The organism is Hydrogenophaga sp., assembly GCF_030373245.1.
GTDB lineage: Bacteria > Pseudomonadota > Gammaproteobacteria > Burkholderiales > Burkholderiaceae_C > Hydrogenophaga.
Genome location: NZ_JAUCZF010000003.1, coordinates 59,122 through 74,473 on the forward strand (window position 1 = coordinate 59,122; position 15,352 = coordinate 74,473).

A 15,352-nucleotide genomic window follows, 5' to 3' on the forward strand; every position below is an offset into this window, starting at 1 on the left:
GAAGCTCCTTATTCGATCACGTCGCCACGCGTGATGTAGCGCGCCAGCGCCACGGTAGAGACAAAGCCCATCATCGCCACCAGCAGCGCGGCTTCAAACAGCAGTTCGGTGTCCCACCGGATGTCGAGCAGGATGATCAGCGCCACCATGTTCATGTACAGCGTGTCCAGCGCCAGTACACGGTCGCTGAGTTCAGGGCCCTTGAGCAACCGCCAGGCGCACAAGGCCACGGCCACCGTCACGGCAGCGGTACCTACGTCCAGCGCAAGAAATAGCAGGTTCATGGCTTTGTCTCCTGGGTGGGCTGCGGCAGACCGCACTCGCTGCCGAAAATGCGCAGCAGTGGTGCCTCGTAGCGCAGCTGGATGTCGCGCGCCAGCGCGTCAGGATCGTCGCAACTGAGCGCATGCACCAAAATCTCGCGCCGCTCGGGGTGCAACACGGCCGACACGGTGCCCGGGGTCATGGTGATGATGCTGGCCAGCAGCGTGTTCACCCGCGGATGGTCGCTCTGAAGCGGCACGGGCACCCACGCCGGCTGGATCGATTTCAGGCTGCCCAGGGTGATGCGCGCCACCGTGATGTTGGACAGCACGATGTCCCACAGCACCACGCCTGTGAGGCGAAACACGGTGGGCCAGTGCAAGGCGCTGGCGTCAGCCAGAAAACCGCGCAGCAGATGAGGCAGCAGCCAGCCCATGAGGACTGCCGACAGCAGGTGCACAAAGGCCAGGCTGTGCGAGAGCACCAGCCAGCTCAGGGCGAGTTGGATCGACAACGCAGGGTGCGGAAAGACGCGCGCGAACAGGCCGGGTGTGGTGCTGGCGGGCGCACGGTTGGTGGTCATCACGGCGTCTCCTGTTTCGCCGGCGGCTTGGGTGGCATGTGTGCAGCGGGCGGCACACCGTCGTAAGGTCGGGTGGTGCTTGCGCCAGCGCCGCCTTGTGCGCGCAACACCGCCTCGGCGTAACTCGCGCGGTCGGCCAGTTGCAGTGCTGCGGCGTCGGTGTAGCTCTTGATGGGCGAAGCCAGCACGGCCATGCCCACCGTCACCACCATCAACGAAAGCGTGGCGGCCAGCAATTTGGGGCTGCTGCCGGCTACCAGCTCGGCGCGTCCTGCTTCGGGTTCGATGTGCCAGAAGACGATCACGCCGGCACGCGCCAGGCCCACCAGCGAAAAGAAGCCCACCAACAGCACCACCGACCAGACCCAGGCCTGAGGTCCCAGCCCGGTACTGCTTTGCAGCACCATGATCTTGCCCAGGAAACCCGGCAGCGGAGGCAGACCTGCAGCCGAGGCAGCGCCGAAGATCAGCATCAAGCCGAGCAGCACCGGCTCACGCACCGCCATCGCCGGCTGAAGCCGGTCGCCGCATTCCCCGCGCTGTGCCGCCAGGAGCTCGACCAGCAGAAACAGCGCGGCGATGACGATCGTGCTGTGCAGGGTGTAGTACAGCGCGGCCGAGAGGCTGGCGGTGGTGAACAGCCCGACCGCAGCCAGGATGGTGCCCACCGAAGACACGGTGAGGTAGGCGATCAGGCGACCCATGCTGTGCGAGGCCAGCGCGCCAAGCACGCCGAGCACGCTGGTGGTCAGCGCCAGCGGAAGCAGCCAGTCGACCACCGCCAGCGAGGCCTGGCCACCACTGTCGCCAAAGATGCCCCAGTGCACACGGATGATGCTGTAGACGCCTACCTTGGTCATGATGGCAAACAGCGCGGCCACCGGTGCGCTGGCTGCGGCGTAGGTCGATGGCAGCCAGAAATACAGTGGCACCAGAGCCGCCTTCACGCCGAACACCAACAACAGGATCAGCGCCGCCGAACGCGCCAGCAAAGCCATGTCGCCGGTGATCTGGGGCACGCGCTGTGCCAGGTCGGCCATGTTGAGCGTGCCGGAAACCGAATAGATCAAGGCCAGCCCGATCAGGAACAGGGCCGATGCCGTCAGGTTGATGACCACATAGTGCACACCGACCCGGAAGCGCTCGCGGCCCAGCCCGTGGAGCAGCAGGACATACGAGGCGATCAGCAGCACCTCGAAAAACACGAACAGGTTGAACAAGTCGCCAGTGAGGAAAGCACCGCACAGGCCCATGAGCTGAAACTGGAACAAAGCGTGGAAATAGCGCCCGCGGTTGTCCCAGCCGCCAGTGGCGTAATACAGCGCGGGCACGGCCACTGCGTAGGTCAGCAGCACCATCAGCGCCGAGAGTCGGTCCACCACCATGACGATGCCAAACGGCGCAGGCCAGTCGCCCAGCGGGTAGACGGTGAGCGCGCCGCCGTCCGCCAGCAGCACCAGCTGGATCGCCATCCCCAAGCCCAGCAAGGTTGAGCCCATGGCAAGGCGGCGGCGCCAGCGCACGCGTCCCTCGGCGTGGCCAACGGTGGTCAGGCTGGACGAATCGCCCAGCAGCAGCAAGACGCAGGCAGAGAAGGCCGGCAACAGCACCGAGAGCACGGGTGCGTGTTGCAGCCAGAAGGCAGAGATGGCGTCAAACATCAGCTGGACTCCTTCTTGGAGTCGTTTTGCACGCGAGGGCTGGCCCGGCGTGGCTCATGGCCGTCGACATGGTCGCTGCCGCTTTCGTGGTGACTGCGCAGGGCAAGCTCGATCACAAAGCCGGTGGTGGCAAAGCCGATCACGATGGCGGTGAGCACCAGGGCCTGCGGCAACGGGTCGGCCAGCAGGTCACCCGAACCCAGGATCGGGTTGGCATCGAACCAGAGCCGGCCCATGACGAAAATGAACACGTTGACCGCATAGCCGATCAGCGACAGGCCGATCACGACCGGAAAGGTACGCCCGCGCAGCAGCAGGTAGATGCCGGCAGCGGTCACCAGGCCGATGCCCGAAGCCAGCAGAAATTCCATGCTCAGCATCATGAGCGCACTCCCGGTGTACCCGTTTCAGCGCCGGTGTCGTGCACCGGCCCGGCGTCCCGGCTCGGAATGCCCTCGCGGCTGGCGGTGCCCAGTACCGAGATCGTCAGCAGGGTCGCGCCGACCACGGTGAAGTACACGCCGAGGTCGAACAGCGCAGCGCTGGCCAGTGGCAGCTCACCGAGCCACCCCACATGCGGGTGGCCATGGGCACTGGTGAGAAAGGGTTTCCCGAACAGGAACGCACCGGCGCCGGTGAGCCCGGCAATGCCCAGGCCGGCGCCAATCCAGCGCACGAAACGCCGTCCCCCATGGGCCCGCAACACCGCTTCGGCGCGCGCCTGCCCCAGCGACATGAGTTGCAGCACCAGTGCCACCGAGGTGATGAGGCCGGCAATGAAGCCGCCGCCGGGCATGTTGTGGCCGCGCATGAAGATGTAGATGCTGAACACCAGCGCCACGGGCAACACCACCGACGCCGCGACCCGCAGCAGCAGCGGCTGATCCACGAAGGTCCAGCGCCGCCCGCCTGGATCGGCCAGCGGACGACGTGCCGTCATGCCTTCCATCAGTGCCAGCACCCCGATGGCCGCGATGCCGAGCACCGTGATTTCACCGTAGGTGTCGTAGCCGCGGAAGTCCACCAGGATCACGTTGACCACGTTGCTGCCACCGCCCAGCGGCAGCGATTTTTCCAGGAAGTACCAGGCGATGGATTCGTGACCTCGCGTCAGCAGCACCCAGGCCAGCCAGGCCACGCCAGCGCCACCGGCCAGCGCCAGCACCGCATCGCGCACGCGCCGCGCGTTCGTCGATTCGCGCGGCGACTGCGCCGGCAACAGCGCCAGGCCCATCAGCAGCAGCACGGTCGACACCAGCTCCACCGACAGCTGGGTCAACGCAAGGTCTGGCGCCGACAGGCTCACAAAGGTGAGCGACACGGCCAGACCCACCACGCCCAGCAGCACCACCGACTGGAATCGCCGGTGGTGGGTGAGCACGATTGCCAGGCAGGTGGCGCCCAGCAGCAGCCAGATCGCCACCGCCAGCGCGTTGGCCGGCAGCAGCTCGCGCGATCCAGCGCTGATGCCCCCTCCGCCCAGCAACGGTACGGCGCCGACCACCACGGCAGCGCCCACCATCCAGGCCAGGTAACGCTGCAAAGAACCCGTTTCCAGGCGAATCGAAATGCGCCCTGCAATGGAAAACACGCCGTCGATGGTGCCTTCGAACACCCGGCGACCCAACAACGGGCCGAACCAGGACTCGCTGCTGATGCGATGCAACCAGCGCGCGCGCGCCAGCCAGAGGTAAAGCGACACACCCACCGCCAGCGCAATCGCACTCATGAGCAGCGGCAGGTTGAAACCATGCCAAAGCGCCAGGTGGTACTCGGGCAGGGCTTGGCCGGCCAGTGCGGTGGCGGCCACGTGGACCAGCGGGCCAAAGGTGAATGCGGGCAGCAAGCCCACCACGATGCACATCACGACCAGCAAGATCGCCGGCAGCTTCATGCCCAGCGGCGGCTCGTGCGGATGCTCGTTCGGGACATCGCCCAGTTCCCCGTTGAAATAGGTGTCGTGCACGAAGCGCAGCGAGTAAGCCACGCTGAACACGCCGGCCAACGTCACCAGCGCTGGCACCACCCAGGCCCAGACGCCAGCCGTACCCACCACCGCCTCCGTGAAGAACATTTCCTTGGACAAGAAGCCGTTGGTCAGCGGCACACCGGCCATGGAAGCGGCCGCCACCATCGACAGCGTGGCGGTCCAGGGCATGAGCTTGTAGAGGCCTCCGAGCTGGCGCATGTCGCGCGAGTGCGTTTCGTGGTCGACGATGCCGGCGATCATGAACAGCGAGGCCTTGAAGGTGGCATGGTTGAGCACGTGGAACACCGCGGCCACGGCCGCCAGCGGCGATCCCAGGCCGACCAGGAAGGTGATCAGCCCGAGGTGGCTCACGGTGGAATAGGCGAGCAAACCTTTGAGGTCGTGCTTGAAGATGGCGACAAAGGCAGCGAACAGCACCGTGATCAGCCCGACGCTGGTCACGATCACTTCAAAGTAGCCCGATCCTGCCAGCACCGGGTACATGCGCATGAGCAGAAAGATGCCGGCCTTGACCATGGTGGCCGAGTGCAGGTAGGCCGACACGGGGGTGGGCGCCGCCATGGCGTCGGGCAACCAGAAATGAAACGGGAACTGCGCGCTTTTGGTGAACGCGCCCACCAGAATCAGCAACAGTGCTGGCAGGAACATCGGGTCAGCCTGGATGGCTGCCGCGTTGGCCGCCATGGCACTGAGCTCGTAGGTGCCAGCGATCTGACCCAGCAGCACGAATCCGCCGAGCATGGCCAGGCCCCCACCGCCGGTCACAGCCAGCGCCTGGCGCGCGCCGGCGCGGGCATCGGCCCGGTGGCTCCAGTAACCCACCAGCAAGAACGACGACAGGCTGGTCAGCTCCCAGAACACCACCAGCAGCAGCAGGTTGTCCGAGAGCACCACGCCCAGCATGGCCGCCATGAACAGCATCATCAGGCTGTAGAACTTCGCGGCTGAGTCCTTGGCGCTCAGGTAGAAGTGCGCGTAGACGATGATGAGCAGGCCGATGAAAAGAATCAGTCCGGCAAACATCATCGACAGGCCATCGAGCCGGAAACCCAGGTTCAGCCCCAGCGAAGGCACCCAGGGCCAGCTGTTCATCACCGTTTCGCCGACCATCACCGAAGCGCCTTGTTGCACCAGCAGCGCCAGACTGGCCAAGGTGATTGCGAAGGCCAAAACCGCAGCACCCAAACGGGAACGGTTGCCGAGCCACATGGTGCTCAGGGTGCCCACCAGCAGGGGAAGCAGAACGATCAGCAGCAACACGTTTTTCGAGCTTTCGGGGGAGACTCAGTCGACCCCCAGCAGAGGCCGGCGGCGGTCAAGATCGGTGGGTCAGCAGCAGACTGGGTCTGCGCGAGCAAGCATGGATGTTAAACGAGCGCCTGTCGCAGACCTTGCAGCGCCCGGTCCGAGGGCGCTCCCGGACTCAGCGCGGTGGCTGTCGGGTGCTCAGCACCGGAGCCTCGTCGATGCCGCGCTGATGCGCAGCCGACTCGCGCACCGCCGCGCGCGCCAGCAGGTGCGAGGCCACCGGCAAGGTGACCAGCAGGAACACGACGATCAGCAGCAGTCGGCGCACCCACTCCCACTCGGGCATGACAAGCATGGCGCCCACACACAGCAACGCAAGCGCGAGCGTGCCCGCCTTGGTCGCCGCGTGCTGGCGCGCCAGCGCATCGGGCAGCTTGATGACCCCCCAGGCGGCGATCAGCAACAACACCGCAGCGGCGAGGATCAGCACCGTGGCCAGGAGAGTCATGGGCGGTCCTCCTGCGCATTGTCGGAATCGGCCTTCTGCACCAGGCGAGCCCAGCCGATGGTGCCGACAAATCCCACCAGCGCCAGGCCAATCGCCACATCGAGAAACACGGTGCGCGCCGTCAGCAGCGAAGCCGCCACCCCCAGCGCCACGCCAGCCGCCAGAAAGATGTCGAGCGCCACAATGCGATCGGCGTTCGTGGGGCCGACCACGATGCGCACGCTGGCCAGCGCCAGCGCCAGCAGCGAGAAAACCACCAGCGCGGTCGTGGCCCAGGCGATCATGCGGTGACTCCGAACACAGCCACCAGACCCGGCTCGAAATCGGTTCGAATGCCGTCGAGCATGTCCTGCACCGCGGTCTCATCCAGCACGTGCAGCAGCAGCTCGTGGTGATCCATGTCGATGTCCAGCGTGGTCGTGCCCGGGGTGAGCGACACCATGCAGCCAAGGATGGCCGCGCCAGTGGCATTCATGGGGGCAAACCGCACCCGCACAAAAGTGCCGGTGCGCGCAGGTGCACCACCGGGCGCAGTCGCCAGGATGACCTGGACCGTCTGAAGACCCGAGAGCACCACGGCTTTCAGAAAGCGCAGCAGCAGCACCAACAGCGCCCCAAGTTTGCCCAGCATGTTCACTGCCCTCCCAAAGTAGCCGCAGCCGCCTGCGCGTAGGCCACCAGGGCCTGCGGGTTGAGGCTGATCGCCAGTGTCACCGCCGCCAGACCCAGCGTGGCGATCCAGGCGGGTGCCACGCGGGCATGGGTCGGAAGCGTCCAGCTGGCATCGGGATGCGGCTTCCAGAAAGCCTCCATCCAGATTTTCATCATCGAATACAGCGTAAGCACGCTCACCGCCAGCGCAACCACGGTCCACACGATGCGACCCTGACCAATGGCCTCCTGCAGGATCATCAGCTTGGCCCAGAAACCCGAGAGAGGCGGAATGCCCACCAGCGACAGCGCAGGCACCAGGAACAGCAGCGCCAGCAGCGGCTTGGCCGCGTACAGACCGCCGATGCGCCGCAGGTCGTAGCTGCCGGTGTAGCGCCAGATGAGCGCGGCGATCAGGAACAGGTTGGCTTTCACCACGATGTGATGGATGGTGTAGAACAGCGTGGCGGCATTGCCGGCCTCGCTGGCCAGCGCAATGCCCAGCAGGATGTAGCCGATCTGGCTGATGATGTGGAATGCAAGGATGCGCCGCATGTCCCAGTGGTAAGCGGCACCGAACACGCCAAACAGCATGGTGGCCGCAGCGATCCAGCCCAGGGCCTCCATCAACACCGCCGGGGCTGGCGAAAACACATCGCCCGCCGTGCGCATCACCGCGTAGACCCCGACCTTGGTCAGCAGCCCGGCAAACAGCGCCAGCACCGGTGCGGACAGCGTGTGGTACGAAGCGGGCAGCCAGGCAAACAGCGGGAAGGCGCCGGCCTTGACGAGAAAGGCCAGCAGCAGCGTACCCAGCACCAGAACAGACAACGCCTCCGGCATGCCGGGGCTGGCCTGGGCCAGCGCGCCGAAGTTGAGGTGACCGGTGACGGCGTACACCATGCCGACCGCGATCAGCAGAAGCAACGTGCCGACCAGATTCAGCACCAGGTACTTGAAGCTGCCGTCCAGCTGATCGAGCCGCCCACCGATGGCAAACAGGCCAACGGCGCAGATCAGCATCACCTCAAACCACACATACAGGTTGAACAGGTCGGCGGTGACAAAGGCTCCGCCCACGCCCGCCAGCAGTCCGTGCAACAGCGGCAACAGCAGGCCGTGGTGCTCGCCGGTGTCGGCATCGCTGGCCAGAAACAGCAGGCTGGCCAGTCCCATGAGGGCGGTGATCAGCACCAGCGAGGCGCCGGTGCGGTCGATGCGAAACTCGATGCCGTAGGGAGCTACCCAGCCACCAAAGGCCGCGCTGGGCACCGCACCGGTGGCCGCAATCTGCACCAGCCAGATGGCGCAGCCCAGAAACAGCAGCACGCCGGCGTAGCTGATGCCACGCTGCAGGCCAGCACGTTCGCGCGCCAGCGTGGCCAGCACCGCGGTGGTCAGCGGCACCAGCACCGGCGAGATCACCAGCGCGTTCATCAACCCGCTCATGAACGCTCCCCCTGCGCCATCGACGGGTGGACCGGCTCCAGCGCCGCGGGCGTGTACGGCGGCTTGACCGGGTCATCGGGCAGCGGCTCGGCGTGGCGCAACTGCTCGGCATCGTCGGTGGCGGCCACCTGGATCAACCGCAACACCAGCACCAGCGCAAAGCAGATCAGCGCAAAGCCGATCACGATCGCCGTGAGCACAAGCGCCTGCGGCAGCGCATTGCCCGCTTCACCCAGCACCTGCTCGCCCAGCGGCACGATGGCCGGCCGCGCCGAACCAAGGCGGCCAGCGGCAAACAGCACCAGATTGGCCGCTGCGCCCAGCACGCCCAGGCCCAGCACGCAACGGAACACGTCGCGCGACAGCGCCAGGTACACGCCTGCAGTGATGCAGACAAAGACAGTCAGGGCCAGCAACCAGATCACGCGCCGCCCTCCTTCGGTTCATCCAGACCCAGCAAACCCAGCGAATAGCCGGCCAGACCGCCCCAGACGCAGAGGTAGACACCCAGATCAAAGACCATCACGGTCGACACTTTGAGGGATGTGAAACCCAGCGGCAGACTGCCCCATGCGTGGGTGAGGAAGTCTTCAGCACCCCAGAAGGAATGCACACCCGACAGCGCTGCCAAAGCAACGCCCACAGCGGCAAGCCGCACCGCGTCGCCCAGCGGCAGGCGCCGCTCGGCCGCCTGCGAGCCGTGTGCCACCGCCCACAACACGGTCGCGCTCACGGCCACCAACCCGCCGATGAAGCCACCGCCCGGCTCGTTGTGGCCGGTGAACAGCACCCAGACCGAGGCGGCCAGGATGATCCAGTACAGCGGCCGCGCCACCACCTCCAGAATGACCAGGCGATCGCGCATCAGACGCCGCCTTTCGGTGTCGAGGTGCGCCGCCCGCGCAGCGCTTGCAGCAGCGGCCAGGCGGCCAGGAAAGACAGCATCACCACGGTGATTTCGCCCAGGGTGTCGAGGGCGCGGAAATCCACCAGGATCACGTTGACCACGTTGCGACCAAACGCTTCGGGAACACTGCGGGCGGCGAAGAAATCGGTGAGGCTGGTGTCGAAGGTGCCGGCCGTGGCCAGCAGCAGCAAGGCGGTGAGCACCGCGCCCGCAAGCAGCGCCACGGCGAGCGCCAGCGGGCGCAGCGCCGGCTCGGGCAGGCTGCTGCCACGCCCCTGGCGCTTGAGCCTGATCAGCACCGAAGCCACCACGATCACGAAGACCGTCTCCACCACAAACTGGGTGTAGGCCACATCCGGCGCGCCGGTGAACAGGAACAGCACGCCGCAGCCAAAACCCACCAGCCCGGTGGCCAGCAGCAACACCAGCCGGTTGCGCACGCCACAGGCCAGCACGGCGCCGGCGATGATCAACAGACAGGCACCCACGAAGCCCACCGACGGCGCTTCCCAGGCCGGCCAGACCCATTGCCCCCAACCTGCCAGCAGCAACATCAGCAAAGCCAGCGAGAGGCTGCTCACGGTGAGCAGCGTGTAGCTCGGCAGACTGCCGCCCTGAATCCAGCGCGTGGCGCCGGCCGCCAGTTGCGGAATGCCTTTGAGCGAGCGCTCATAGACCGAGATCATGCCGAAGTGACCCGTCAAGGCAGACAGACGCTCAAACACCCGGTGCAGTGGATCCCAGAACACGTAGATCAGGCCACCAATGGCCAGCGTGACGGCCAGCGAGCTCAGTGCCGGGCCCAGATCGAGCGCCAGGCTGAGCGCGGCCACCTGGGTGTCGGGCGTCATGGCCAGCGAGGCGTCTGAGATCAGGCCCTGAATCAGAAAAGGGAACACACCCAAAGCCATGCCGATCAGGGCCAGCGCGAGCGGTGGACCCACCAGCGAAGGCCCACCTTCGTGGGCATCGGGCGGTGGCAGGTTTTCGCTGCGCGGTCGCCAGAAAATGCGGATCGCCGCCACGCCGGCCACCGCCACCGCAATTGCACCGAACACGGTGTAGGCCGCTGTGGCAAAGGCGAACACATCGCCCGAGGCCTTGGCCTCCAGGATCAGGTCTTTGGCGATGTAGCCAAACGACAGCGGCATGCCCGCCATCGACGCGCCCGCCAGCAAAGCCACCGCCGCCGTCCATGGCATGGCGTGACGCAGGCTGCCGAGCTTGTCGATCACGCGGGTGCCGGTGCCATGGTCCACGTTGCCGGCCACGAAGAACAGAGGCGCCTTGTACAGCGCGTGTGCCAGCAACAAGGCCCCCACCGCCACCGTGGCGCCCTCGCCGCGCAGGCCAACCAGCATCACCAGCGTGCCCAGCGTGGCCACGGTCGACCAGGCCAGAATGCGCTTGAGGTCGCGCTCGCGCAACGCCAGCGCCATGCCCCAGGCAGCGGTGATGGAACCCGCGCCCTTGAGCGCCCACTCCCACAGCGCCCATTCGCCAAAACCCGGATCCAGCCGCGCGAGCAGGAACACGCCCAGCTTCACCATGGTGGCCGAGTGCAGATAGGCCGACACCGGCGTCGGCGCCGACATGGCGTTGGGCAGCCAGAAATGGAACGGGAACTGCGCACTCTTGGTGAAGGCTCCGACCAGGATCAGCACCAGCGCGGTGGTGAGTTGCGGGGTTTGCTCCATCTCCGGCAGGCGCAGAACGATCTCGCTCATGGACCAGCTGCCCATGGCCTGACCCAGCACGATGAAGCCGGCCAGCAGCACCAGGCCGCCAGTGCCTGTCACCAGCAGGGCCTGCTGCGCCGACTTGCGGCTGTCCGGCTGCTCGTGGTTGAAGCCCACCAGCATGAACGAAGTCAGGCTGGTCATTTCCCAGAACAGGAACAGCACGATCAGGTTGTCGGCGGTGACGCAGCCGATCATGGCCACCATGAACAGGCTGAGCAGGATGTAGAGCCGGTGTTGCTGAGGATGGCCGGCCAGGTAGCCTCCTGCGTACACAAACACCGCGCTACCCACACCGGTGATCATGAGCAGCATGAGCGCCGAAAGGCCATCGACATAAAACGAGAACTCCACGCCCAGCGCCGGAACCCAGGCCGCGGCCCACTGCAGCGGCAGCTCAAACCGCCACAGCAGCCAGATCAGCAGGCACAACGCCGCCACCGGCACCGCGATGAACGCAGCCCGCCCCGGCCAGCCCAGGCTGGTCGCGGATGCATCGAGTGAATGGGCTTGAGCCATGTCGTCTTAGGTTTATGAAAGCCTGGCTCTTGGCCTCAGGGTGGATCGGGGCAGCCCGAAAACGCAAAGGCCATCATCATAGTGGCCCTGTCAAAGGCTTTCGCCGAATCGGGGTGTTCGAGGCTGCGAGAGCTTCAGGTTCGCGGCGATGGCGCAGGTGAAGGCATGCGCCGCGCGAGATGCGAACCGACTCCCACCACCACCCCCACCGCCCAAAACACCCCGGCCACGCCGATCACGACGCCAGCAGAGCCAAACAGCAGCGGCATCACCACGCTGGAGCCGTTGATCGCCAGCGCGCGCAGGCCCAGCGCCTCGCCGTGACGGTGTCTGGGCGTGATCTGGTGCAGCGTGCTCATGATCATCGGCTGTACCGAGCCTAGCGCCACGCCCAGCAAGATGGACAACAAACCCATCGCCCAGGGGGCGTGCACCAGCGGGTAGAGCGCAAACAGCAGCGCGGTCGCCACCATGGCTGAGGCGATCACCGACGACTCGCGAAGGTGCATGGCCACCCGAGGCATGAGCAGGCGAATCGCAGTGGCAGCGAGCGCAAATCCGCCTAGGATGGCGCCAATGGCCGAAGCGCTCAACCCCCGCTCGTGACCCAGCACCGGCACCAGGAAGGTGTGCACGTCCCAGCACGACGACAGTATCCAGTTGATGATCATGAGCCGGCGCAGATCGGGCTGACGCAAAAGGTTCCAGGCCGACCCGCTGCTGCCCGGCGCCTCGCTGTGTTGAGCTGGCACCTCGGTGAGCTGGCGCGCCCAGAACCAGGCCAGCGAAGGCAACAAGGCCAGCAGCAGGTAGGCCGCGCGAAAGCCCGAGGCGTCGATCAGCAGGCCCGCCAGAAACGGCCCGACGAAGTTGGAGATGGACGGGCCGATCGCCAGCCAGCTGAACACCTGCTTGAGTTGGGTGCCGTCGTGGGCGAGCTTGCCGGCGTGGCGCTGGACAGCCGTCATGGTCAGACAGGAGGCAGCGCCGCTGGTGAGCGCGGTCACGCACAGCACACCAAACACCGGCCAGGCCAGTGCCAGCAGGGCGCCGAAGGTTGCGACCCCGATCGCCAGCTGCAGCGGGCGGCGGATGCCGCGGCGGTCAGCCAGCCGCCCCGCGGGCAGCGCCAGGATCACCTGCGCCAGCGCAAAAAGCGCCAGCAGCATGCCCACCGCCGCTGCGCTGTGGCCCTCGCGCAGCGCCATCAGCGGCGCGGCCATGCGAAAGCCTGTCATGCAGGCGTGCAGGCAGACCTGCGCAGCGATCAGCCGCGCCAGCTCAGTGCGTGGCAGCGCGCTCAAGCGTCACCGACGGCGGGATCTTGATCGCTCGGGTCCAGCGGCAGCAAGGCGCTGGCCTGGTCTTGCGGCAGGGCTTCTACCGTCTTGAGCGCGCGCCCCATGGCGCGGCTGCGGGTTTCAGCCGCGTCGATGGTGTTGAGCACCGTCTGGGTCTGGTTCTTCACCCGGGCCAGCACATCGCCGAACTTGCCGAACTCGGTCTTCACCGCGCCCAGCACCTGCCAGACCTCGCTGCTGCGTTTCTCCAGCGCCAGCGTACGAAAGCCCATCTGCAACGAGTTGAGCATGGCCATGAGCGTGGTCGGCCCGGCAAGCGTGACGCGGTGCTCTCGCTGCAACACCTCCATCAGACCGGGGCGGCGCAGCACCTCGGCGTACAAACCTTCGGTGGGCAGGAAGAGGATGGCGAAGTCGGTGGTGTGCGGCGGCTCGAGGTACTTCTCGGCCATGCTTTTGGCTTCGAGCCGGATGCGCTGCTCCAGGCCGCGAGCAGCCAGCTCGGCGCCCTCCACGTCGGCGCGCTGCTGCGAATCGAGCAGGCGTTCGTAGTCTTCGTTTGGGAACTTGGCGTCGATCGGCAGCCAGCACGGCGCGCCGTCGTCACCCCGGCCCGGCAGCTTGATCGCAAAGTCCACCACATTGCGGCTGCCAGGTTTGGTGGCGACCTGGGTCGCATACTGGTCGGGCGCGAACACCTGCTCCAGCAAGGCACCAAGCTGGGCCTCGCCAAACATACCGCGGGTCTTTACGTTGGTCAGAAGGTGCTTCAAATCACCCACACCCTGCGCTAGGGTCTGCATCTCGCCCAGACCCTTGTGCACCTGTTCCAGGCGGTCGGCCACCTGTTTGAAACTCTCGCCCAGGCGTGCCTGCAGCGTGCTCTGGAGCTTTTCGTCCACCGTGGCGCGCATCTCGTCGAGCTTGGCGGCATTGCTCTGCTGCAGCTGGGCAAGCTGGGCGTCCAGCGTGGTGCGCACCTCGGCGAGGCGGCGCGCATTGCTTTCGCTCATGTCCTGCAGCTGGCGCACCAGGGTGTCGGACAGCGTGGTGCGCAGCTGCACCAGTTGCTGGGCAAACGCGTCGATCTGCGCGTTCTGCGTGCGCGTGGCCTCGGCCGCCTGCTGGCCCATGCCCAGGCTGATCGCCTGCAGCTGCTGGGTCAAGGTATCGCCGAGCGTGCCGCGCAGCTGCAGCAGCTGCTGGGAAAACGCATCGAGCTGTGTGTTCTGCGTGCGCGCGGCTTCGGCACTCTGACGCGACACCGCCTCCTGAAAGCCACCAAGCGTCTGCTGGATCTCCTGGCGGGCGACGCGCGCGTTGTCACCGATTTCACGCCGCAGCTCGCCCTCCACATGCTCGACCCGCTGCCCGATCTGCTGGTTCTGGCTTTGCAGCAGCTGGCGGTGCGCCAGCTCGTCGGCGCCGGGCTGGCGTGGCCGCAGAAGCAGCCACAGCGCCAGCAGCAGGTTGAGCGCGACGCCGACCAGCAGGGCCCAGATCAGCGTCTCGGTGGTCATGCCCGGATCACTTCCGGATTCAGTGGCGTGAGCGCTTGGCCTTGGGTCAGGTAGGCGATCACGTTGTCGGCCGCGAGCTGTGCCATGGCCCGGCGCGTGGCCAGGGTGGCGCTGGCGATGTGGGGCGTGAGCACCACGTTGGGCACGGTGAGCAGGTCAGGATGCACCTTGGGCTCGCCCTCGAACACGTCCAGGCCGGCGGCCGCGATGCGGCGCTCGCGCAAGGCAGCGGCCAGGGCCGCGTCGTCCACGATGCCGCCGCGTGCGATGTTGACCAGCGTGGCCGTGGGCTTCATGCGCGCGATTTCAGCTGCACCGATGGCGTGGTGCGATTCAGCGCTGTAGGGCAGCACCAGGATCAGGTGATCGGCCTGCTGCAGCAGCTGGTCTTTGCTCACGTAGCTTGCGCGCAGATCGGCTTCGATGGCAGCGTCCAGCCGCGAGCGATTGTGGTAAATCACCTTCATACCAAAGCCGTGCGCGCCGCGTCGGGCAATGGCCTGGCCGATGCGGCCCATGCCCAGGATGCCCAGCGTGCTGCCGTGCACATCGGCGCCGGCGAACATGTCCAGCGCCCACTTGTTCCACTTCCCCGCGCGCAGAAAATGTTCGCTCTCGGTCAGGCGGCGGGCCGTGGCCATGATGAGGGCGAAGCCGAAGTCTGCCGTGGTCTCGGTGAGCACGTCGGGCGTGTTGGTGCCGAGCACGCCGGCGGCCGTCATCGCCGGCACGTCGAAGTTGTTGAACCCGACCGCGATGTTGGCCGCCACCCTGAGCCCAGGACAGGCCGCCAGGAGGGCCGCATCGACCCGCTCGCTGCCGGTGGTGAGCACACCCACCTTGCCCTGCAGACGCTGCGCCAGCTGTTCGGGGGTGAGCGCCACGTCGTCGTCATTGGTGTCGACCTCGAAGTGCTCGCGCAAAGAGGCAATGACTTCCGGAAAGATGGCGCGTGCGACCAGGATGGAGGGGCGTGGATTCATGTCAGGCTCCGAATTGCAGCGTTAAGAGA

Annotated in this window: 15 protein-coding genes; all 15 read right to left on the reverse strand. The window is 66.4% G+C overall.

Annotated elements, in window-relative coordinates; translation table 11 throughout:
• Positions 1–8: 8 nt before the first annotated feature.
• The 15 genes from QUV25_RS08330 to QUV25_RS08400 all read right to left on the reverse strand — a co-directional run bounded on the left by QUV25_RS08330 (position 9) and on the right by QUV25_RS08400 (position 15,323).
• Positions 9–284 (reverse strand): K+/H+ antiporter subunit F, encoded by a 276-nt coding sequence (locus QUV25_RS08330; protein WP_300863142.1) that lies wholly within the window; start codon positions 282–284, stop codon positions 9–11.
• Positions 281–847 (reverse strand): Na+/H+ antiporter subunit E, encoded by a 567-nt coding sequence (locus QUV25_RS08335; RefSeq protein WP_300863143.1) that lies wholly within the window; start codon positions 845–847, stop codon positions 281–283. The genes QUV25_RS08330 and QUV25_RS08335 overlap by 4 nt, the downstream gene beginning before the upstream one ends.
• Positions 847–2,508, reverse strand: a complete 1,662-nt coding sequence (locus tag QUV25_RS08340; RefSeq protein ID WP_300863144.1) for a monovalent cation/H+ antiporter subunit D — start codon at positions 2,506–2,508, stop codon at positions 847–849. Before QUV25_RS08340 ends, QUV25_RS08335 begins: the two co-directional genes overlap by 1 nt.
• The gene (locus QUV25_RS08345) at positions 2,508–2,888 is read right to left on the reverse strand and encodes a Na+/H+ antiporter subunit C (RefSeq protein WP_366945653.1); all 381 of its coding nucleotides are present in this window, start codon (positions 2,886–2,888) and stop codon (positions 2,508–2,510) included. The genes QUV25_RS08340 and QUV25_RS08345 overlap by 1 nt, the downstream gene beginning before the upstream one ends.
• Positions 2,888–5,758: a monovalent cation/H+ antiporter subunit A gene (locus QUV25_RS08350; protein ID WP_300863145.1), complete on the reverse strand. Its 2,871-nt coding sequence runs from the start codon at positions 5,756–5,758 to the stop codon at positions 2,888–2,890. Before QUV25_RS08350 ends, QUV25_RS08345 begins: the two co-directional genes overlap by 1 nt.
• 163 nt (positions 5,759–5,921) lie before the next feature.
• A complete protein-coding gene (mnhG, locus tag QUV25_RS08355) occupies positions 5,922–6,254 on the reverse strand; it encodes a monovalent cation/H(+) antiporter subunit G (RefSeq protein WP_300863146.1) in 333 nt (110 codons plus the stop codon).
• Positions 6,251–6,538: a monovalent cation/H+ antiporter complex subunit F gene (locus tag QUV25_RS08360; RefSeq protein ID WP_300863147.1), complete on the reverse strand. Its 288-nt coding sequence runs from the start codon at positions 6,536–6,538 to the stop codon at positions 6,251–6,253. Before QUV25_RS08360 ends, mnhG begins: the two co-directional genes overlap by 4 nt.
• A complete protein-coding gene (locus QUV25_RS08365) occupies positions 6,535–6,885 on the reverse strand; it encodes a Na+/H+ antiporter subunit E (protein WP_300863148.1) in 351 nt (116 codons plus the stop codon). Before QUV25_RS08365 ends, QUV25_RS08360 begins: the two co-directional genes overlap by 4 nt.
• A gap of 2 nt (positions 6,886–6,887) precedes the next feature.
• The gene (locus QUV25_RS08370; RefSeq protein ID WP_300863149.1) at positions 6,888–8,354 is read right to left on the reverse strand and encodes a proton-conducting transporter membrane subunit; all 1,467 of its coding nucleotides are present in this window, start codon (positions 8,352–8,354) and stop codon (positions 6,888–6,890) included.
• Positions 8,351–8,779, reverse strand: coding sequence for an NADH-quinone oxidoreductase subunit K (locus tag QUV25_RS08375; RefSeq protein ID WP_300863150.1), 429 nt, complete (start codon positions 8,777–8,779; stop codon positions 8,351–8,353). Before QUV25_RS08375 ends, QUV25_RS08370 begins: the two co-directional genes overlap by 4 nt.
• Positions 8,776–9,219 (reverse strand): MnhB domain-containing protein, encoded by a 444-nt coding sequence (locus tag QUV25_RS08380; RefSeq protein ID WP_300863152.1) that lies wholly within the window; start codon positions 9,217–9,219, stop codon positions 8,776–8,778. The genes QUV25_RS08375 and QUV25_RS08380 overlap by 4 nt, the downstream gene beginning before the upstream one ends.
• Positions 9,219–11,519, reverse strand: coding sequence for a hydrogen gas-evolving membrane-bound hydrogenase subunit E (mbhE, locus tag QUV25_RS08385; protein WP_300863153.1), 2,301 nt, complete (start codon positions 11,517–11,519; stop codon positions 9,219–9,221). The genes QUV25_RS08380 and mbhE overlap by 1 nt, the downstream gene beginning before the upstream one ends.
• Before the next feature lie 134 nt (positions 11,520–11,653).
• Positions 11,654–12,823, reverse strand: coding sequence for an MFS transporter (locus QUV25_RS08390; RefSeq protein WP_300863154.1), 1,170 nt, complete (start codon positions 12,821–12,823; stop codon positions 11,654–11,656).
• Entirely contained in the window at positions 12,820–14,340 is a 1,521-nt protein-coding gene (gene rmuC / locus QUV25_RS08395; protein WP_300863155.1) for a DNA recombination protein RmuC, read from the reverse strand. The genes QUV25_RS08390 and rmuC overlap by 4 nt, the downstream gene beginning before the upstream one ends.
• Positions 14,337–15,323 (reverse strand): D-glycerate dehydrogenase, encoded by a 987-nt coding sequence (locus QUV25_RS08400; protein WP_300863156.1) that lies wholly within the window; start codon positions 15,321–15,323, stop codon positions 14,337–14,339. The genes rmuC and QUV25_RS08400 overlap by 4 nt, the downstream gene beginning before the upstream one ends.
• Positions 15,324–15,352 lie beyond the last annotated feature (29 nt).

Excerpts from the sequence above, each read along its gene's own strand:
- QUV25_RS08340 (WP_300863144.1), bottom strand. The coding sequence starts at position 2,508 with ATGTTTGACGCCATCTCTGCCTTCTGGCTGCAACACGCACCCGTGCTC.
- QUV25_RS08380 (WP_300863152.1), bottom strand. The coding sequence starts at position 9,219 with ATGCGCGATCGCCTGGTCATTCTGGAGGTGGTGGCGCGGCCGCTGTAC.
- rmuC (WP_300863155.1), bottom strand. The coding sequence starts at position 14,340 with ATGACCACCGAGACGCTGATCTGGGCCCTGCTGGTCGGCGTCGCGCTC.
- QUV25_RS08400 (WP_300863156.1), bottom strand. The coding sequence starts at position 15,323 with ATGAATCCACGCCCCTCCATCCTGGTCGCACGCGCCATCTTTCCGGAA.
- mbhE (WP_300863153.1), bottom strand. The coding sequence starts at position 11,519 with ATGGCTCAAGCCCATTCACTCGATGCATCCGCGACCAGCCTGGGCTGG.
- QUV25_RS08335 (WP_300863143.1), bottom strand. The coding sequence starts at position 847 with ATGACCACCAACCGTGCGCCCGCCAGCACCACACCCGGCCTGTTCGCG.
- QUV25_RS08360 (WP_300863147.1), bottom strand. The coding sequence starts at position 6,538 with ATGATCGCCTGGGCCACGACCGCGCTGGTGGTTTTCTCGCTGCTGGCG.
- QUV25_RS08365 (WP_300863148.1), bottom strand. The coding sequence starts at position 6,885 with ATGCTGGGCAAACTTGGGGCGCTGTTGGTGCTGCTGCTGCGCTTTCTG.
- QUV25_RS08330 (WP_300863142.1), bottom strand. The coding sequence starts at position 284 with ATGAACCTGCTATTTCTTGCGCTGGACGTAGGTACCGCTGCCGTGACG.
- mnhG (WP_300863146.1), bottom strand. The coding sequence starts at position 6,254 with ATGACTCTCCTGGCCACGGTGCTGATCCTCGCCGCTGCGGTGTTGTTG.
- QUV25_RS08345 (WP_366945653.1), bottom strand. The coding sequence starts at position 2,888 with ATGCTGAGCATGGAATTTCTGCTGGCTTCGGGCATCGGCCTGGTGACC.
- QUV25_RS08370 (WP_300863149.1), bottom strand. The coding sequence starts at position 8,354 with ATGAGCGGGTTGATGAACGCGCTGGTGATCTCGCCGGTGCTGGTGCCG.